The 18,447-nt window shown below is 48.5% G+C and carries 20 protein-coding genes and 1 pseudogene; 11 read left to right on the top strand and 10 right to left on the bottom strand.

Annotated features, from left to right (window positions below):
- Positions 1-263 precede the first annotated feature (263 nt).
- Entirely contained in the window at positions 264-1,361 is a 1,098-nt protein-coding gene (locus tag ACLBWT_RS11770; RefSeq protein ID WP_447663312.1) for an L-dopachrome tautomerase-related protein, read from the top strand.
- 229 nt (positions 1,362-1,590) lie between these two features.
- On the opposite strand, the gene ACLBWT_RS11765 is transcribed toward ACLBWT_RS11770, so the two are convergent.
- The 9 genes and pseudogenes from ACLBWT_RS11765 to ACLBWT_RS11725 form a co-directional block, all read right to left on the bottom strand.
- Entirely contained in the window at positions 1,591-2,712 is a 1,122-nt protein-coding gene (locus tag ACLBWT_RS11765; protein WP_447663311.1) for an NADH-dependent flavin oxidoreductase, read from the bottom strand.
- Positions 2,713-2,802: 90 nt separating this feature from the next.
- Complete coding sequence (locus ACLBWT_RS11760; RefSeq protein WP_447663310.1) at positions 2,803-3,828, bottom strand: LLM class flavin-dependent oxidoreductase; 1,026 nt, start codon at positions 3,826-3,828, stop codon at positions 2,803-2,805.
- Positions 3,829-3,926: 98 nt separating this feature from the next.
- On the bottom strand, positions 3,927-4,934 hold the full coding sequence (locus ACLBWT_RS11755; RefSeq protein ID WP_447663425.1) for an LLM class flavin-dependent oxidoreductase: 1,008 nt from the start codon (positions 4,932-4,934) through the stop codon (positions 3,927-3,929).
- Positions 4,935-4,965: 31 nt separating this feature from the next.
- On the bottom strand, positions 4,966-5,931 hold the full coding sequence (locus ACLBWT_RS11750; protein WP_447663309.1) for a TIGR03571 family LLM class oxidoreductase: 966 nt from the start codon (positions 5,929-5,931) through the stop codon (positions 4,966-4,968).
- 20 nt (positions 5,932-5,951) lie between these two features.
- Positions 5,952-6,275 carry an ArsR/SmtB family transcription factor gene (locus tag ACLBWT_RS11745; RefSeq protein WP_447663424.1) on the bottom strand — a complete coding sequence of 108 codons (324 nt, stop codon included), beginning with the start codon at positions 6,273-6,275 and terminating at the stop codon, positions 5,952-5,954.
- A 287-nt stretch (positions 6,276-6,562) separates the two neighbouring features.
- Complete coding sequence (gene hxlB / locus ACLBWT_RS11740) at positions 6,563-7,114, bottom strand: 6-phospho-3-hexuloisomerase (RefSeq protein WP_447663308.1); 552 nt, start codon at positions 7,112-7,114, stop codon at positions 6,563-6,565.
- Positions 7,114-7,755: a 3-hexulose-6-phosphate synthase gene (hxlA, locus tag ACLBWT_RS11735; RefSeq protein WP_447663307.1), complete on the bottom strand. Its 642-nt coding sequence runs from the start codon at positions 7,753-7,755 to the stop codon at positions 7,114-7,116. The genes hxlB and hxlA overlap by 1 nt, the downstream gene beginning before the upstream one ends.
- Positions 7,756-7,920: 165 nt before the next feature.
- A complete protein-coding gene (locus ACLBWT_RS11730) occupies positions 7,921-8,241 on the bottom strand; it encodes a winged helix-turn-helix transcriptional regulator (protein ID WP_447663423.1) in 321 nt (106 codons plus the stop codon).
- Between the two features lie 491 nt (positions 8,242-8,732).
- Positions 8,733-9,188 (bottom strand): annotated as a pseudogene (locus tag ACLBWT_RS11725) (hypothetical protein); the annotation flags it as partial.
- Positions 9,189-9,363: 175 nt separating this feature from the next.
- Between ACLBWT_RS11725 and ACLBWT_RS11720 the strand changes: the two are divergent.
- The 9 genes from ACLBWT_RS11720 to ACLBWT_RS11680 all read left to right on the top strand — a co-directional run bounded on the left by ACLBWT_RS11720 (position 9,364) and on the right by ACLBWT_RS11680 (position 16,671).
- Positions 9,364-10,116, top strand: coding sequence for a creatininase family protein (locus tag ACLBWT_RS11720; RefSeq protein WP_447663306.1), 753 nt, complete (start codon positions 9,364-9,366; stop codon positions 10,114-10,116).
- 94 nt (positions 10,117-10,210) lie between these two features.
- Entirely contained in the window at positions 10,211-10,699 is a 489-nt protein-coding gene (locus ACLBWT_RS11715) for a GNAT family N-acetyltransferase (RefSeq protein WP_447663305.1), read from the top strand.
- A 282-nt stretch (positions 10,700-10,981) separates the two neighbouring features.
- The gene (locus tag ACLBWT_RS11710; RefSeq protein WP_447663304.1) at positions 10,982-11,122 is read left to right on the top strand and encodes an SDR family NAD(P)-dependent oxidoreductase; all 141 of its coding nucleotides are present in this window, start codon (positions 10,982-10,984) and stop codon (positions 11,120-11,122) included.
- Positions 11,123-11,556: 434 nt separating this feature from the next.
- A complete protein-coding gene (locus tag ACLBWT_RS11705) occupies positions 11,557-12,231 on the top strand; it encodes a response regulator transcription factor (RefSeq protein WP_447663303.1) in 675 nt (224 codons plus the stop codon).
- Positions 12,221-13,531: a sensor histidine kinase gene (locus ACLBWT_RS11700; RefSeq protein WP_447663302.1), complete on the top strand. Its 1,311-nt coding sequence runs from the start codon at positions 12,221-12,223 to the stop codon at positions 13,529-13,531. The genes ACLBWT_RS11705 and ACLBWT_RS11700 overlap by 11 nt, the downstream gene beginning before the upstream one ends.
- 129 nt (positions 13,532-13,660) lie before the next feature.
- Positions 13,661-14,080, top strand: a complete 420-nt coding sequence (locus ACLBWT_RS11695; protein ID WP_447663301.1) for a hypothetical protein — start codon at positions 13,661-13,663, stop codon at positions 14,078-14,080.
- Between the two features lies 1 nt (position 14,081).
- Positions 14,082-14,747 (top strand): PspA/IM30 family protein, encoded by a 666-nt coding sequence (locus tag ACLBWT_RS11690; RefSeq protein WP_447663300.1) that lies wholly within the window; start codon positions 14,082-14,084, stop codon positions 14,745-14,747.
- A gap of 136 nt (positions 14,748-14,883) precedes the next feature.
- Complete coding sequence (locus ACLBWT_RS11685) at positions 14,884-16,098, top strand: isochorismatase family protein (protein ID WP_447663299.1); 1,215 nt, start codon at positions 14,884-14,886, stop codon at positions 16,096-16,098.
- Positions 16,099-16,275: 177 nt separating this feature from the next.
- Positions 16,276-16,671: a VOC family protein gene (locus ACLBWT_RS11680; protein ID WP_447663298.1), complete on the top strand. Its 396-nt coding sequence runs from the start codon at positions 16,276-16,278 to the stop codon at positions 16,669-16,671.
- 191 nt (positions 16,672-16,862) lie between these two features.
- Here ACLBWT_RS11680 and ACLBWT_RS11675 read toward each other — a convergent pair whose 3' ends face one another.
- A complete protein-coding gene (locus ACLBWT_RS11675; protein ID WP_447663297.1) occupies positions 16,863-17,459 on the bottom strand; it encodes a TetR/AcrR family transcriptional regulator C-terminal domain-containing protein in 597 nt (198 codons plus the stop codon).
- A 203-nt stretch (positions 17,460-17,662) separates the two neighbouring features.
- Between ACLBWT_RS11675 and ACLBWT_RS11670 the strand changes: the two genes are divergently transcribed.
- Positions 17,663-18,424 carry an SDR family oxidoreductase gene (locus ACLBWT_RS11670; RefSeq protein WP_447663296.1) on the top strand — a complete coding sequence of 254 codons (762 nt, stop codon included), beginning with the start codon at positions 17,663-17,665 and terminating at the stop codon, positions 18,422-18,424.
- Positions 18,425-18,447 lie beyond the last annotated feature (23 nt).

Below are 18,447 nucleotides of genomic sequence, written 5' to 3'. Positions count from 1 at the left end.
TCCGTGGAGCCAATGAAACAAATTTACCGTGTAGAACATATAACTCAATAAACAAAGAGCAGGTCGCCTCCTAGCAACCTGCTCTTTTTATGTGCGCTAACAGGAAAAAGATGTGATTAACGGCCCTGCTTTGGGACGGGGGCGTATTCGAGCACGTCTTGCCACGACGAGCGAAACCGTGAAAAATTATCAAGAACCAGGCACTACAAAAAATTCTCATCATATATAGGTGATATCCGTTCGGAATTGATGAGGAGGATATCATGCAACCTATGTTATCTATGGAAAAATATTTTGGACAGTTTGAACTGGTGCATGCTTTTTATGGGGCTATGCCCACAGGTGTCAGCGTTTCCGAAACCTGTCGTATTTTTGTATGCTTTCCGAAATGGGGAGACGACGTTCAATTTACTGTGGCAGAAATTGTCGAGGGTGAATTGCGGCCTTATCCCAATTTAGAAACCAATTTGGTTAATCCTGAGAATATTACGAAGTCTTTCGTCAGTGTCCAAAGTATCGTTGCTGATGGAAGAGGAACACTTTGGGTACTGGATACAGGGGCACCAAATTTTTCTGAACCTATTCAAGGGGGAGCAAAATTAGTTGCTGTTGATTTAAGCACGAATACAATAAGGAGAGTATATACCTTTACAGAAGATGTTGTCTTGCCAACAACTTATCTGAATGATGTCCGTTTGGATTTCCGGGTTGGAAGAGCAGGCTATGCATATATCACGGATTCTTCTACCAGGGGGCCAGGGGCTGTTATCGTCGTAGATTTAGAAAATGGGAACGCGTTTAGGCGGTTAAATGGGGCAATGTCAACATCACCTGATCCCTATATGTTACCGAAAGTAGAAGGTAAAATCTTGATGAATCGATACCCGGACGGCTCGACTTCCCCATTTAGATTGGCTTCCGATAGTTTAGCGATTTCTCCTGATGGAAAGGTTTTATTTTACGCTCCGCTAACAAGCCGTCAGCTGTTCTCGATCTCAACAGAAGCCTTAAGAGACAGAAGGATACCGGACATGGATTTATCCCAATATGTGCAGTATTGGGGGGAAAAAGGTGCGTCTGATGGAATGATCACCGGCGCAAAAGGAACCGTTTATGCGGGAGACTATGAAAACAACAGTATCCGGAAGATATTGCCGAATGGCACAATGGAAACGATCGCACATGACCCGAGAATTTTATGGCCGGATACTTTTTCTATTGGCCCCGATCAATACTTATATGTCATTGTGAATCAATTACATCGGCAGGCGAGATTTCATTATGGAAGAGACCTGCGGGAAAAACCATATGGTTTACTTCGTATGAGAATTGATGAATGCCCTGCTCCTACCTGTTCATAATAATCTTAAACGAAGGTAGCTATCCCTCATCAGGGAGCTGCCTTTTTTGTTGGCATCCACGCAAAAAGTACAATCGATAGATAGCAAAGAGGCTGCCCATAAGCTCACTTATGGGACAGCCTCTTTAAAGTTTATAAGGTTGTTCTTATGCTTGCTGAGCAAGGACAATAACCATCAGGATTCCATTTTTTGTTGAACAATTCAAGAAGCAGAGATGGAATCGAACTCCTTATACAATAGGAAACCAGCCAGGGAAGCCTGTATAGTACTCCCACATTTTATCAGAAATGGCCAGTTCTTTTTGATCTTTTTTAGATAAAGTTGTACGGATTTTGTCTTCTTCACCGGCTTGTACTTTTTGTACCCACTGAGGTTCCATTATCAATTCCCTGCCTAAAGCGATCAAAGGCACACCTGTTTCAAATGCTTTCATCACTTCCTCGGGTGTCCGCAGCATGCCAACACCCATCACAGGAATACGATCACCGACACGCTCATGGATCATAACAACTCGGGATGTCTGATCGTTACTATCACGGACTGATCCGTTCCAAAATGCGCCGACAGAAATATGGAGATAATCCAGGTCCTGGTCCGCTAACTTGTCCACCAATTGCAACGTATCTTCCATGGTGATGCCAGGATTCTCTCTTTCTTCAGGCGATAACCGATAGCCGACGATAAAAGGTTTTGTCGCATGGTCTGAAACTGCTTTTTTAACAGCGTCAACTACAGCAAGCGGGAAGGACATACGTTTTTCCAGTGTTCCACCCCACTTGTCAGTTCTGCGATTGGAGTGGGGAGAAAAGAATTGCTGAATCAAATACGTGTTGGCACCATGGATTTCAACTCCATCATACCCAGCTTCGATTGCTCTTCTGGTTGCTTCACCAAATGCTTTAACAATTTCATCGATTTCGTCTGCTGTCATTTCCCGAGGTACCACGGCATCGTCTCGGTCCGCTGCTACCGCACTCGGAGCAATCGGTTGACGATCGAGCAATTCTTCAGGCGGGCACATTCTGCCACCGTGAAAAATTTGTAAAATCGCCTTTGAACCTTTTTCCTGTATAGCTGTCGCCACACGTTTTAAACTAGGGATTAGGGAATCGGAATCCGCACCAAATTCACCCGGGAATCCTTTTCCATTCCTGGTGACGTATGTGCATGCGGTGATTACCGCTCCTACACCACCGGCACGTTCTTGATAATACGCAACTTCTTCGTCTGATACTTCACCATTTTCATGTGACGCCGTATTGGTCATGGGTGCCATTGTAATATGGTTCTTTATTTCAACTCCAGAACGGAAGGTAAATGGTTTAAAAGCAGGTTCATATTTTGGATTCATCTTTTTTCTCCTTTTGTTTACATCAAGTTTTGTTAAAGGGTTTTATAGAGATACATTAAAAGCTCGCCATAAGCATCGGCCAGTTTTGACCTACTTTAGCTGAGTAATTTCTGCCAATATTTCATAGGAATGGAGGCGGGCCTTATGATCGTATACCTGGGCGATTGCCATGATTTCATCGGCTTGGCTTTCAGCCAAAAACTTTTCCAGTTTTTCTTTTACGGTTTGAGGACTGCCGACAATCGAAGTTCCTAATTGATTCTCAAGGGCAGCTATTTCATAGTCTCTCGCTAAATCATTAATATTATCCACTGGCGGCTGCAATGGGACTTCCTTCCCGCGCATCAAATTCAAGAATTGCTGCTGCAATGTTGTAGCGAGCCGCTCAGCTTCTTGATCTGTGTCCGCTGCAATGATGTTAAGCCCTACCATTGCATGCGGCTTGTCCAGTACTTTAGAAGGCTTAAACGAACTGCGGTACAGCTGGATAGCCGGCAGTGTGTTATGCGGCGAGAAATGGCTCGCAAATGCAAACGGCAGTCCAAGCTCTCCTGCCAGCTGGGCACTGTATCCGCTTGAACCTAACAGCCAAACAGGTATGTTTAATCCTTCACCCGGAATTGCTTTAACATGACTATGTCCTTGTGCCAGAGAAGGGTCAAAGTAATTCCGGAGCTCAGCCAGCTGCTCAGGGAAATCTTCTCCTGAACTTCTCAAGTCACGTCTTAAAGCACGTGCGGTAAGCTGGTCAGTGCCTGGTGCACGGCCCAAGCCAAGATCAATGCGTCCTGGATATAATGATTCCAGAGTGCCAAATTGCTCAGCAATAACAAGAGGTGCATGATTCGGCAGCATGATGCCGCCTGAACCTACCCGGATTTTTGACGTTCCTGCTGCAACATGGGAAATGACTACCGATGTTGCAGAGCTGGCGATAAATGGCATATTATGATGCTCAGCGAGCCAATATCGGTTATACCCCAGCTTTTCAGCGAGCCGGGCCAGCTCCAAAGTATTGCGAAAAGAATCAGCCGGCGTACTTCCATCTGCAATTGGAGAGAGATCCAGGACCGAGAATGGAATATCCGTAATTTGTTTTGTATTATTTTCAGGCATATGCTCATCTTCTTTCTTTAAAAATTACGTCGGTTCAAACCTATAATTTAAGTGATTTAATATCTGCAGAAATACCTCCTTTATTAGACTGGACACGTTTAATTTACTGCAGCCTGAGCCAAAATTTCATAAGAGCGGAGCCGTGCCTTATGATCAAAAATCTCTGTATGAGCCATAATTTCATCAGCGTCAGTTTTTTCTATTAACTCATGGAGCTGCTGCTTCACACCTGCAGGGTCCCCGATGATGGAAGTGAAAAGCTGTTCTTCAACCGCCCTCCGTTCATTATCGTTCCCAAGCTCGTCCATATTATCAACAGGAGGCAAAAGGGGCGATGACTGTCCGCGGGTTAACAAAAGAAATTTTTGATACATCGAAGTGGCAAGCCTTTGTGCCTCCTGTTTCTCATCAGCAGCCACCACTTGAACGGCTAACAGTACATAAGGCTCCTCCAAAAATTGAGACGGACGAAAAGAATCCCGGTACAGTTTTATGGCCTCCATCATGTTGCCGGGAGCAAAATGTCCAGCGAAAGAGAATGGCAACCCCAGTATTCCAGCCAATTGTGCACTGTAAAACGCTGAACCTAACAGCCAAATTGGCACATTTGTTTTTTCGCCGGGAATGGCGTGAAAGCTAAATGAACCATTCTTAGTGGTTGTTCCTGTACCATAAAGATATGCGATAAGCTCCTCAAGCCGGGCATCGAATTCAGGTTCACCAGCAACCCGCTGCCGCAATACATTTGCTGTATATTGGTCGGTGCCTGGTGCCCGCCCCAATCCAAGGTCGATCCGGCCAGGGAAGAAGGTTTCTAATGTTCCAAATTGCTCAGCGACGGAAAGAGGAGAATAATGGGAAAGAAGCATTGCGCCTGATCCAATACGCATTTTTTCCGTGACAGAGGCTACTCGTCCAATTACGATCGGGGATGCTGAACTCGCCATTCCTGCCCAATTATGATGTTCAGCAAGCCAAAACCGTTTATATCCCCATTGCTCTGTTTTCTTTGCAAGATCAAGCGTGTTTTGAAGGGAAAGTTCGGCTGATCCTCCCTCGACAATTGGGGAGGGATCTAGTACTGAAAGTTCTATTTTCTTTGTCATCATTCTTCCTCCTTTTATACAATTTAATTTTTTAAAACTGGCCTGTACCTTTATGGGTTGGGAAGTGAGGTAAGACAAATTCTCCAAGTTCCTCGATTACTTCCTCTGGAGGGCGCTTGGAAAAATACAGAACAAACGCCAAATGGTTGACACCAATCTCTTGAAATTGATGAAGGAGATCAACTAAACGGTTTCTTCCCACGGAATAGCCTAAGGGTATGGGGACGGGCAGTTCATCGGGATTTTCCGATAAATCGATGAACAAGCTTTGAGAGAAGGGTTTGAAATCCCCTGGAGCATGAACTTCAGTTAAAGCACGATAATCATGAATAAGCTGCGCCTGTTGAATAATGCTTCTTGGGTATTGAAGCCACCCATCCCCATTCCTGGCTATCCAATCGATTGACTGATTGCTAAATCCAGTCACCATGGTAGGAATCGAAGATACTGGCTTTGGAATCAACCTCATATCTGTACCATCGATCAGCCCGGCGTGACTGTGAATTGTAGGCTGATCCTCTTTCAACAGGCGGTCGAGAATTTCGAAATTTTCTTTAAATAACGGACCGCTTTCTTGCTTGGATATCCCTAAAGCTATAAAGTCCTTTTCCCTGTCCCCGGATGCCACTCCCATAATCAATCGACCTGGAAACAATCGATCGATTGATGCAGCTTCCTTGGCTACCCTGACGGGGTGGCGCAAAGGGAGAACTATACTTCCTGTCACTAACGCAATGTGCTTCGTATAGGCAGCAAGATACGTCAAATAAATCCATAAATCGTACATTTGGCCGTTATCATCAATATTCAAATTCTGCATCGTAGTATCACGGAGCCATAATGAAGCAAAGCCATATTCCTCAATTTTACGGGCAAGCTCCAGCTGATTCTCCATAATCGGATTTTTAGACATCCTGGCAGTCGGGAGGACAAATCCAAGTGTCATTTTGTCTTTCCGGTACATGCTGTTATAGGCACGATGATTTTGAAAACTCACTCATGGTCCTCCTTAAAAGGTTATATTTTTATGCCTATATATTTTTCAAATTGTTTAATGGTTTCCTCATTGCGTCGATAATAAGTCCATTGTCCGATTCGTTTCATTTCCACCAGCCCGCTTTGCAATAAAATAGACAAGTACTGGGAGGTGGTGGGCTGTGATAGTCCTACTTTGCTGCGAATATCACTAACACAAACCCCGCCATCAAAGTCTTTTTCTTTGATGACATGGGCCTGCGGGGAAAAATTATGATCAGGTTCTTTCAACATTTGCAGAATATTTACTCTTATCTGATTTGACAGAGCCTTGAAAATTTCGACTGCCTGTTCGTCATTTATCATTGTTGATTCCCGATTCAACGGTTCCCGCCCCTTTCTGATCTTATTAAAGTCTATTTTGCTTGGAATGCGTATAAATTAATCGAACAAAAGGATATTGGTAATTTGCGATATCTCTATATTACTTTACTTTACATCCAAAATCAAATTTTATGCTTTAGACAAAAATCATAAAACCGTGTCCCAGAGATGACATGCGCAAAAAAGGGGTAAAATGCATCACAATTGACGACATTTTACCCTGATAAAAAATCTAATTTCCGCTATTTCAGCGCCTTGTTTTGTCCGATCTACTCCAGATTCGCATGGCGACTTAACATGGTTTGAGAATCTATAGATTTGATCTCCATAATTCGTAATACGACAGCATCGAAAAATAATAACAGGGTTTGCTCAAACAGGGATCCCATCGGTTGAATGGTTTGGTTCCCCTGTTGCTCTTTGGGTGAACCAGGCATAGTTACCGTAATGTCCGCCAATTTGCCGATTGTCGATTGTGGAGAAATGGTAACAGCCGCTACAGAAGCTTGAAGACTCTTTGCTTTTTGAGTCATGGGAATCAAACTTTTTGTTTCCCCTGAGCCTGTAGCGATAAGAAGCAGATCCCCTTGGGCTAAGCCTGGAGCTATCGTTTCCCCAACGACGTAAGCTTCTAAGCCCAAATGCATAAGCCGCATGGCAAAGGAACGCACCATCAAGCCTGAGCGGCCAGCACCGGCTACATAAACTCTCCGCGCATGAAGAAGTGTCGAGATCAGTGCCTCTGCCTCAGCATCGGAAATTACATCCGCGACTGAGTTCAGCTCATTGCGGATGTGAGCAAGGTACTGTACGGTCTGCATTATACAGAGGGGCCTTGCTTGACCATTTTTTGCATTTCTGCAGCGGCAGCTTTTTTATCTTTTTCGCTGGTAATGCCGCCGCCGACAATGACGAGGTCCGGCTGGGATTTGACGACATCCGGCAGCGTGCTTAATTTAATACCTCCGGCTACAGCGGTTTTCGCATTTTTGACTACTCGTTTGATTGTCTGAAGGTCTTCAAAAGAGTTTTTCCCGACGGCCTGCAGATCATAACCGGTATGGACGCAAATATAGTCCACACCAAAGGCATCTACTTCTTTAGCCCGCTGCTCAAGGTTTTTTACGCCGATCATATCGACGAGAATTTTCTTTCCCTGTTTCTTAGCTTCTTCAACGGCTCCTTTGATCGTCATATCCTCGGCAACGCCAAGAATCGTAACAATATCTGCTCCTGCTTCGGAAGCCTTCATGACCTCGTAGCCAGCTGCATCCATGACCTTTAAATCGGCAAGGACTTTAAGATGGGGAAAAGCGTCTTTGATTTCCTTCACGGCTCTTAATCCCTCATTGATAACGACCGGCGTGCCGATCTCCACAATGTCAATGTAAGCTTCGACTTCTTTTACAACCTCTTTGGCTTGAGGGATGTCGACAAGATCCAGCGCTAATTGAAGTTCCATGCTCTGCCACTCCTTGGTGTTGGTTTTAAGTAAATCGGACTTCATTCTAAACCTAACGATCAAAAAAAGCACTAAAAAGAATGTAGTGTCAAAAAAGAAACTGTGATGAAATAAAAAAGGACCTCGGTTTCCCAAGGTTCTTATTTTGAGTTTTTTGTTCAATTTTTATGAATGTTCCGTTGGTGGTAAATCATGCTGGTCTGTAACGGTTGTCAAATGCTGTAGACCCCATTTCGCCATCACATTCAATACTTCTTTCAAGGTAAGACCATATTCCGTCAAGCTATATTCCACCTTTGGAGGCACCTGCGTATATACTTTTCGGTTCAGGATGCCATCATCTTCAAGCTCCCTTAATTGTTGAGTCAACATCTTTTGTGTGATGGCCGGCATATCGCGGCGAAGCTCTCCGAATCTTTTGGCTCCCTCGGTAAGATGGCAAAGAATAACCGGCTTCCACTTGCCGCCGATTACTTTCAGTGTCATTTCCACGGAGGATTTAAATTGTTGGTCACCCAAGTCTTAACCCCCTATCAGTATATATTAAGATACTATCTTACAAATAAGTGTGTACTTTCAGAAAAGTATACAATGATTCATAATAATTGTCACACTCAAGTGACTCGCATATCGAGGAAATATATGGGAACAATTGAACCATGCGCAAATTGGTTCCTACCAGTGGAAAGGCGCGATAGGACAGAAAAACAACCCTTGACCAAACCTATGATAGCCATAAAAAATCCAACGTTTTTAGGAATGATAATACACACGACATTATTATATAACTGTCGTGAGCAGGAAGGATGAGACAAAAAAATGAATAGGAATCAAACATAAAAGGCTATTGGTGTATAAAGACATACATCAATAGCCTTTTCTATTTTTTGGAGGTGAATCAACGCTTGGATGTAGATGGCGTCAGAATGAACATCGGACGCTTGTTTCGCATAATCTAAAAGCTTTCGGTTGTTCCCAAGTTCGCCAATGATTTGACGAAGTGCTTGGTTGATTGGCATTAGTGGACGACCGAGCACTTTTTCAAAATCATTGCTTTCGATTGCCAATGTCCCCTCTCGAATACCCTGTTGGCTGGCTACGAAGATACGGACTACAAAATCGGGTAATCCTGCATCCTTCATGATGTTAGCATAAGTAGCGTCATCCACCTGTTGTACGGAAACTTCTTTGGATGAGTCGGAACCAAAAGATTCTTACTTTCCTTTGCATTCGGCATGCTGGTATAAGCAATAAATTTAACACCAGCCTGCTGAATGATCAAAATCTCCATGCCGAACTTCGACTCCCCTTGCCCGCAAGCCTTCAGCTTTCTCTGGATTACGTACACTCACAGCAAGATCTGTTACTGGCACAGATTTCAGCAACGCCTCCACAACTTTCCCAGAGAGAAATACATTGAAAATTTTGATTATAGCATGTCAAAGATTATCGACTCGATCTGTCCTTGCTAACTAAGGTGTGCAAGGGCATTCAGCTAAAGGACAGTAGAGTTTAATTACAAATCGTCTGAATAGTTTAGTTATAGCCGTTTTCCACCATCCAATAATGGTACAATTTAAAAAATCAAGCCTTTTAAGGAGTGCAAGTATGCTTAGTTATAAGAACACGACAATGGAACTTTCAGAAAGTGGGATTGATACAGCTGTTCTATCGGTAGGAGCGACGGAACAGTTTGGACCGTACCTACCAATGCATCTGGATACGCTAATAGCAGAGCTTTATGCCCATGCTTATGGAAGAGAGCTAAATGCTTACGTGTTGCCTACAATTCCGTTTAACACCTCTGAAGAACATGCTCATTTCAAGGGGACAGTTACGGTAAGCCCTAATGTTTTAACAGCCATGTTGGAGGAAATTATTTGCAACCTAATAAGACAAGGATTCAGGAAGTTTTTGGTCTGTACTGGACATGGCGGTTCCTATTGGGAGGGAGCCTTCGTCAAGCAAATTAATTACAAATATCCTCAGATAATCTTGATTACCGCAAACCATAATAATCATCTCGCATGGGAAGAAGCGGTCGAAGCGGCAGGTTTACAAGGCTTAAACGAAATGCACGGTGGTTTATTGTCCGTTTGTACAGCTATGTGGCTTTGTCCAGAATTGGTTACAACCAATGCAATGGGTTCAGACATACCATCCGAAAACCGCCTTTATGCAGATTACTTAGGGTGGGATAAACTGACTCAGGATGGTTGCTGGGGAAAGTTTGAAGAAGGAATTTATTCACACACAGAACTGGCTGAAAAAGGTAAAACATTTTGGAATATGTTTATTGGAAAAAGAATTGAAGGTTTGAAACAAATCCTTGAAGAGGGATACCGTCGAAAAACGGAGTGATGGTTCAATTAACGGGAGACGATAGCGCAACACAAGGTACCACGACACTAAGATATGGAGGACTTTTCTATTTACAGTCAGGAAGGTGTTATGATTGCACATTGAATTAACCAAAGCACTCTTAGCGGAGAAACCTATCGTACACAATCTGTCACAGTTTTATTTGTACGAGTTTAGCAAATATATGCCTGCAATCATGTTGGAAGAACACAGCGGACTTTATGATGGGCTTCCCGATCTTGATGAATATTGGGATAACCCGAATCGTGAACCATTCATTCTACGTGTTAATGGGGAATTGGCAGGATTTGTACTCGTTATCAAGGGAACCGTTGATGAACCAAATCAAATTGGTGAGTTTTTTGTGATGGAGAAGTTCGGGGGAAAAGGTGTTGGTAAGGCTGTGGCCAAGAGCATATTCGATATGTTTCCTGGGAACTGGCTCATTCACGAAATGTGGAACAATTATAAGGCACAGGCGTTTTGGCGTAGTTTGGTCAACTCCTACACGAATGGAAAGTATCAAGAGTATTATGATGAACATCGAAGACCATTTCAGAAATTCAGCACGCAGGAACTGTGACCTGACATTAGTTCGACGGGGCTTATGCGACAGGAGCAGGGAGAATACGATCAGCACGTGAAGCTCTGATTGATAAATTGAACAAAGCCTAAATAAATGAGCTGAATAGTGGAGTTTCAAATAATCCCCTTCTAAGGTAGAAGCATTCAAATCTACCTTGGAAGGGGATTTGCTGTGTCTAGGAAATCAAATCCAGAGTGGTGAATGATAAGTCGAATTATGTCTTGAATAATATCAGCTACCAAGTGAATTCAACACATTTTAACTAATGCACCAGGCAATGTGTTCAATTCGTCCGTTGGCGGGTTGGTGAGAGCGCCGACAGCTGTAGCTTACAGCGCGTCGAAACATGCGGTTACCGGCATGACCAAAGGAGCGGCAGCCTTGTTCGATATGAACAGGGCGATAGCAGCTATAATGTAGAAAGGATGTTCAAAGCCAGATTCGAGGTGCGGAGTTCTAATCAAGAAAGGCCGTTCTTCCGATATTGGCGTAGAAACCGCAGCGGGCTGCTCCATGCGAATCTGGCTCATGAGCGTGTCCTGATGCACTACGTACGGAACGGGGAGAGGGAGCGGATGAGGACCTCTGCCATGGAATTCATCATCGGATAACAGGCATCGCCCTTATCTGCCGGGCAACGATCGAGGGCGGATTGCATGAGGAGGACGCTTTCACGCTGAGCGACTATTACATCCAGCAGCTGGAGGAGATGGGTTCGCTGCAGGAGGTCGGAGCCGTCAAATTATCTCCTTGCGCGGGCAAAGCCTTTTACGCCTATCCCCATTCTCTTTACCGCGTTTATACTTTTTCTGTGATAATCTAGACGTAATCTTCCAAGCGGCGGTGAAACCGAGATGAACATTCTTCTTGCCGAAGACGACAAGAAACTGGGCAAGCTAGTGAAATATATGCTGGAGAAAAAAGGCGGCTACCATGTCGATTGGGTCGAAACAGGGGAGGATGCGCTGGAGTATGCCAGGCAATCCTCCTATGATGTCCTGATCCTGGACTGGATGATGCCCCGCACGGATGGAATCGAGGTGTGCAAGAGCCTGCGCGCCGCGAATTATGGCCAAGCCATCCTCCTGTTGACCGCCAAGGACGCCCTGCAGGATAAAGTGCTCGGGCTTGATGCCGGAGCGGACGACTATTTGACGAAGCCGTTCGAGATGGATGAGATGCTGGCGCGCCTCCGTTCCCTCACGCGTCGCAATTTCGCCCCTATCCAAGCGGATGTGCTGACGTTCGGGAGGTTTACGTTGAACCGTACCTCGCGCCAGTTGTTCAGGAGCGGGGAGGAGATTTTCCTCAGCCAGCGGGAATACCAGCTGCTGGATGTATTCGTTCAGAACAGCGGCCATGTATTGAACCGGGAGGTCATTCTGGATCGCGTATGGGGATTCGGCAGCGAGGTGTCCTACAAGAATGTGGACGTCACGGTCAAGATGCTTCGGGACAAATTGGAGGCTGCGGAAGGAGAAGCGAGAATCCACAGCGTCAGGGGAGTAGGCTACCGGTTTGAAAAATAAAAGAAGCCCAAAGAGCGATCTGTTCGTTCAAACGCAAAAAAAGCTGACGTTCACTTATGCCTGGCTGATCATCGTCTTCCTCATTCTGTTCTCGCTTCTCGCTTCCCTTTTCTTTCTGGGGATGGCTTATCAGGAGCAGCGCAATTCGCTCCAGTCCACGATGTACGCGACGGACAATGGAAGGATAGCGATCCCGGATCTGTCCAACTCCCGAGGGGAGGATCTGTATTTCTTCTATATCTTGGATCAAGGCGGAAAAATGATCGCGGGCAGCGATGCCTTCCCGCAAAACAGAGACGCCAGCCTGGAGAAGATCGGCCGGTGGCATCCGCGCAAGGCCGAATACCGCCTGCAATGGCTGCCCGAGTCCCGGGACCGCCATGACGGCAAGAAATTCAAGGAAAGCGACCGGCTGCTCTTCGTAGGCGCGCGTCCGCTCATGACCGCCGACGGACAGGCAGTCGTCATCTATGCGGCCAAAGATGTAACCTTCTACCTTGAGGTGCTCAAAAATCTGCTCCTTGTGCTGCTCTTTATTCTTTTGCTCTTTTTCATCATCGCCGTATGGCTGAGCTATTCCATGTCCAAGAAAGCGATGCTTCCGATCCAGCGGGCATACAGGCATCAGCAGCAATTTCTGGCTGACGCGTCGCATGAGCTTCGGACCCCTCTCAGCATCATGAATACTTCCCTGGATGTCATCGAGCTTGAGAACGGGGAGGACTTTTCCGTCTACACCCGTGAAGTCGTGTCGGATATGAAGGAAGAAGTGGGACGGATGAGCCGGATGGTGCAGCATCTGCTGGTGCTGGCCCGTTCCGACTCCGGCTCGGTCGAGTTCGAGATGGCTTCGTTCAACATGGTGCCGAAGGTCCGCCAATGGATGACGGCGTTTGAGGCTGTGGCTCACAAGAACGGGATCTCATTGACCGCCCAGCTGCCGGAGGTGCTGGAGGTCACGGGCGATGTCGAGCGCATCAAGCAGCTGGTGTACATTCTGCTGGACAATGCGATCAAGTACACGCCGGAAAACGGTTCCGTGGACGTTGCGCTGGGCAGCAGCGCCAAGCAATGGGTGCTGACCGTACGGGATACCGGAATAGGCATTCCCGAGGAAGGCAGGCAGCGCATCTTCGACCGGTTCTACCGGGTGGAGGCGCATCGTTCCCGGGACGAAGGCAGCGCCGGCCTCGGCTTATCGATCGCGAAATGGATTGTCGATGCCCATCGGGGGACGATCGAGGTCGAGAGCTCTCTAGGTGATGGAAGCACCTTTGCGGTGAAATTCCCCCTCAACTGAATGCGGCACCCTTTCTCAGGCTGGCGGAGAAAGGGTGCTTTTTTCTTTTTCATTTTACCGTACTTATACTTTTCGGGCCTATAGTGAGCCATGTAGACAAGAAATACGCAACGAAAGGATGGATGAAGCATGAGATCTGGTAAACCTTGGATCAAGAAAATCCTGCTTGCAGCCGGGATCATCGCCGTAATCGGTGTCGGCATCAATCTGGCCTCGAAAATGGACAGGCCCGACGATCATCACGGAAAGCAGAAGGAAAGAACATCCTTCATGTCCGCACAGGGCGGCGGGAAAGGGTTCGCGGGACCGAACGGCCGTCATGACAGAGGAATGCGAGGCGAAGGCGGCGAGCATGATGGCTGGGGAGCCGGAGCAGTTGTCGGCGGAACCCTTCTCGGAGCCGGATTGCTGCTCTGGGCCATCAAGAGAAGGAAGAGACCAGCCGGAGCTCGCGCAGCCCTTGCTGCTCCCGTAATTCCTTCCACATCCGAATTCCTGGACCAATGGGAACAAAACCAAACCACTACAACGAAAAAGGAGTCGAACTGACATGGGTATTTTCAAACGGATCAAGAACACTTTTCTGGCGGAAACGAACGGGCTCTTGGATAGGTTCGAGCAGCCTCTCCACATGATCGATCAATACATCCGCGAGTTCGAGCAGGAGGTGGCGAAGGGCCAGAGCGCTTATGCCAACCAGCTGTTCATTGAAAAAAGGCAAGCCGCTCTCATTGCCGACACCGAAGCCGGCCTGGAGAAAAGAGATCGTCAGGCCAAGCTGGCCGTGACAAGGGGCGAGGAGCATATTGCCCGGCTGGCGCTGCAGGAGAAGCTGCTGCTGGAGAAAAAGCTGACTGTCTATAAGGCGCAGCAAGCCGCAATTCAAGAGCAGACGAAGCTGTTGGAGGAGAGGATCGGCCAGCTGCTCGTCCAGTCCGAGGAATACAGCCATCGCCGTCTGCTGCTGGCGTCCCGGGTCAATGTCGCCGGTTCGCTGAAGGAGATGAACCAGAGCGTCGTCGCGTTCCAAACGGAAAATGTCGCCAAAGGGTTTGCCCGCGTGGAAGAAAAAGTGCTGTTGATGGAAGCCCAGGCCGAGGCGTTCGCCCACTTCTCGTCCCCGGCCAAACGCTCGGCTCCGCAATATCTGGACCCAAGCCTGTCGGCCGACATCGACAAGGCGCTGGAAGACCTGAAGCAGCAGAACGCTAACTAACATATGATTGGAGAAGGGCCATTCCCGGCTGGGGATGGTCCTTTATGTTGAATCTGCATCCGCGTTTCGCCCGGAGGGCAGGAAAATACAATCGGCAGGTTGAATTCGATACGTTGGAGAAAAGGAGGCCGAGCTCATGCACAGTTCACGCTGCCAAAGCGCGCTGCTCGTCATGGATATGCAAAACAGCGTCGTATCGCGTTACATCGAACACGAGAATGAGCTGCTCCCGTTCCAAAAAGCTCTTGAAACCGCCCGCCGCCACTCGATTCCCGTTATTTTCGTACGGGTGGCGTTTCGAGAGGGCTATCCCGAGATCAGTGCGCGCAATAAAATGTTCGGCGGCATTGCGGGAAGGTCCGGAGGTGCCGTTCCGGAAGCGGCTATGCGCATTCACTCCTCGCTGCAGCCTCGGCCAGGCGAGCCGATCGTGACCAAGCTGCGGGTCGGCGCATTCACCGGGAGCGACCTCGAAGTCATCCTCCGCGCCAATGAGATCGATACGCTCATTCTCAGCGGCATCGCAACGAGCGGAGTCGTATTGTCGACGCTGCGGGAAGCGGCAGACGAGGACTTTGTGCTTAAGGTGCTTGCCGATGCATGCCTGGATGCCGATCCCGAAGTCCATCGCGTTTTAATCGACAAAGTGTTCCCTCTCCAGGCAGAGGTGATTTCTGTCGACCAGTGGGCGGATTCGTTGGCTGTACGGCCGGAAGCGCAGGACGAGAAGAAGGAGAAGGCGAAAAAGTACTCGATGCTCAACCAGCTGGCCCGGAAGGGGCAAACGGTGTTTGCGGGGTCGTCGCTGATGGAGTTTTTCCCGATCAACGAGCTGCAGCAAACGCTGGATCGCAGCTGCTGCCTGTATAACCGCGGCATAGCCGGCTTCGTGACGGCAGAGTTGCTGGAGTCGTTGGAAGCATGCATCTTCGAGCTGGAGCCCTCCAACATTTTCATCAACATCGGAACCAATGACATCAGCGCGCCGGATTACAAGCTGGAGCGTCTGCTTGCCGGCTACGACGAGATTTTGACTCGGATCGCCCGGAGATTGCCGGACTGCCAGGTATACGTCATGGCTTATTATCCCGTGAATGCCAAGGCGGAGTTTCCTTTCGTGCCGCGAGAGTCGATGGAAGAAGTGTTCCGCAACCGGACGAACGAGGCGATTCGGGAAGCGAACCAAGCCATCGAGCTGCTGGCGGCCAAGCATGGTTATGCGTTCATCGACGTGAACGAGGGATTGGCCGATGCGGAGGGCAACCTGAAGAAGGAGTATTCCGTTGACGGAATCCACCTGCTTCCGAGCGGATATGCCATCGTGTGGAACAACCTGAACAAATATCTATAGCCGTCGCCGTTCAGCGGTGAAGGGGCAGGGGCATTCAGTCATCCTCATCCGATACTTAACAAATATATAAAAAGATGAACAGCGAAGACTAAGGGAGCGATCGATTGGCGGTTGGAATGCTCATCCGAAGGAATGGTCTTGGCTTTTGGAAGCAAGAAAATAAGGAGGGAACGGATCATGAAAAAGGTTTCACCCTTTTTGATGTTTGAAGGAAACGCGGAAGCGGCGATGAAGGCATACATCTCCGTGATCGAGGATTCGGAAATCAAGAGCATCACCCGGTATGGAGCGAATGAACCCGGCCCGGAGGGAACCGTCAAGCAGGCGGTGTTCTCCTTGAAGGGCCAGGAAATCATGTGCATAGACAGCTTTGTCAAGCATGCCTTTACGTTCACGCCGTCGTTCTCCCTGTTTATTACTTGCGACACCGAAGAAGAAGTGGACCGCGTCTATGCGCGCCTGTCGGAGGGCGGAGAGGTTCTGATGCCTCTGGGCGAGTATCCGTTCAGCAGGAAATTCGGCTGGATCGTGGATAAGTTCGGCGTTTCATGGCAGCTTGCACTGCCTCAGTAGACGCGCGTGGCATCATCATGGCTGGCCGACGTGGCCGCTTCGTCTTCTAGGCGAGAAACCGCAAGCTGGCCATGGGCCTGACGGCTGAAGAGGAGCGGCTCGTGGCGCTTATTCAGAAGGGGAGTTTGATTTTTGGCAGAGCCGAGCTTCAATCGGAAAGCTCGGGTTGGATTCCGATCCTGCATGCCGGGTTAGAACCTGGGGGCTCTGCCGTCCGCTCGATCATAGGGATACGTCAGAATCCTGATCAGCTGCTCCGCCATATGATCCGGCGTATATTTGTAGCCTTCCTTGACCCATTCGACGATGAGCCCGAAGAGGGCATAGGCGATATAGCTGGCGAACAGATCCGGATCGATCTTGCTGCCGCCGCTTCCCATCGTGTCCTGTTCCTGCATGACCAATTGCTTCAGCGTCCCGCAGATCCGGTCCTGGAATCCGGGCAGCGCATTGGAATTGATGATGATCCGGTAAAAGTCGGAGTAGGAATCGACATGCTTGAAAATGATCACGGAGGAAGTCGTCAGCTCGCCGATCACGAGCTTATCCGTATGCAGATAGGGCTCGTTATAAGCCCGGATCAGATCCTCCATGACATCGCTCATGAGCTCTCCGAGAAGCTCTTCTTTCGTCTGATAATGCTTGTAGAACGTCCCGCGGTTCAGCTCCGCCCGGGTGACGATATCCGTGACGGTGATGTGCTTGAACTCCTTGGTCTCCATGAGCAGGATCAAGGCGTCCTTCAGCTCGCGTTTGGTCTTGCTCACACGCCGGTTGGGTACTGGCAACAGATCACCGCCTAAATGTCTGCTTCGCGCATGAAGATGAACAGATCGTGGGACGGGCATCCGTTTTTCGACAGTCGGGAAGCTTTTTGCATATTGATCCTTAAATTATAGAGGACTACACTGGTGGTGTACAAATTCGCGAATGATGGATAGGCCCATCCGCCAACCGGATACCCTAGCAGATAAAAAGGAGCGACCATGTGATGAAACTCGACGATCAAGTTGCCGTCGTAACCGGCGCCGCCTCCGGCATGGGCAAAGCCATTGCCGAGCTGTACGCCAAGGAAGGCGCCAAGGTCATCGTCGCCGATCTCAACCTCGAGGGCGCGGAGCAGGTAGCCCAGGGAATCGTCGCCCAGGGCGGCACGGCCAAGGCCCTTCAAGTCAACGTAGCCAAGCTGGAAGACATTGAAGGCATGATCGACACCGCCGTGAGCGAGTACGGCACGCTGGACATTCTCGTCAACAATGCCGGGATCATGGACGGCTTCGAGCCGGCCGGCGACATTACCGACGAGCGTTGGGATCTGATCTTCGACATCAACACCAAGAGCGTCATGAGGGCTATGCGCAAAGCCATTCCGATCTTCCTGGAGAAAGGCAAAGGCGTCATCGTCAACACGGCCTCCACCGGCGGATACAACGGAGCGCATGCGGGCGCGACCTACACGGCATCCAAGCACGCGGTTGTCGGCCTGACCAAGAACACCGGCTTCATGTACGCGCAGAAGGGCATCCGCTGCAATGCGATCGCTCCGGGAGCGGTCATGACCAACATCCAGTCCTCGATGAAGAACATGAACGAGTTCGGGATCAGCCGCTCCCAGCTGTCTCAAGGCTTGATTCCCCGCGCGGGCTCGCCGGAGGAGATCGCCAAGGTGGCTCTGTTCCTGGCCTCCGACGATTCCAGCTTCCTGAACGGAACGGTCGTCACCGCCGATGCGGGCTGGACTTCCGCTTTCTAATCGGTTCTTCTCCGCCACACCGG

Source organism: Paenibacillus sp. D51F, from assembly GCF_053345695.1.
Note: the sequence above shows the minus strand (reverse complement) of the source record. Positions and strands in the feature narration are given on the sequence as shown.

Coding starts and splice junctions, on each gene's coding strand:
- ACLBWT_RS11770 (WP_447663312.1), top strand. CDS start 264: ATGCAACCTATGTTATCTATGGAAAAATATTTTGGACAGTTTGAACTG.
- ACLBWT_RS11765 (WP_447663311.1), bottom strand. CDS start 2,712: ATGAATCCAAAATATGAACCTGCTTTTAAACCATTTACCTTCCGTTCT.
- ACLBWT_RS11760 (WP_447663310.1), bottom strand. CDS start 3,828: ATGCCTGAAAATAATACAAAACAAATTACGGATATTCCATTCTCGGTC.
- ACLBWT_RS11755 (WP_447663425.1), bottom strand. CDS start 4,934: ATGACAAAGAAAATAGAACTTTCAGTACTAGATCCCTCCCCAATTGTC.
- ACLBWT_RS11745 (WP_447663424.1), bottom strand. CDS start 6,275: ATGATAAATGACGAACAGGCAGTCGAAATTTTCAAGGCTCTGTCAAAT.
- hxlB (WP_447663308.1), bottom strand. CDS start 7,114: ATGCAGACCGTACAGTACCTTGCTCACATCCGCAATGAGCTGAACTCA.
- hxlA (WP_447663307.1), bottom strand. CDS start 7,755: ATGGAACTTCAATTAGCGCTGGATCTTGTCGACATCCCTCAAGCCAAA.
- ACLBWT_RS11730 (WP_447663423.1), bottom strand. CDS start 8,241: ATGACACTGAAAGTAATCGGCGGCAAGTGGAAGCCGGTTATTCTTTGC.
- ACLBWT_RS11720 (WP_447663306.1), top strand. CDS start 9,364: ATGCTTAGTTATAAGAACACGACAATGGAACTTTCAGAAAGTGGGATT.
- ACLBWT_RS11705 (WP_447663303.1), top strand. CDS start 11,557: ATGAACATTCTTCTTGCCGAAGACGACAAGAAACTGGGCAAGCTAGTG.
- ACLBWT_RS11695 (WP_447663301.1), top strand. CDS start 13,661: ATGAGATCTGGTAAACCTTGGATCAAGAAAATCCTGCTTGCAGCCGGG.
- ACLBWT_RS11690 (WP_447663300.1), top strand. CDS start 14,082: ATGGGTATTTTCAAACGGATCAAGAACACTTTTCTGGCGGAAACGAAC.
- ACLBWT_RS11685 (WP_447663299.1), top strand. CDS start 14,884: ATGCACAGTTCACGCTGCCAAAGCGCGCTGCTCGTCATGGATATGCAA.
- ACLBWT_RS11680 (WP_447663298.1), top strand. CDS start 16,276: ATGAAAAAGGTTTCACCCTTTTTGATGTTTGAAGGAAACGCGGAAGCG.
- ACLBWT_RS11670 (WP_447663296.1), top strand. CDS start 17,663: ATGAAACTCGACGATCAAGTTGCCGTCGTAACCGGCGCCGCCTCCGGC.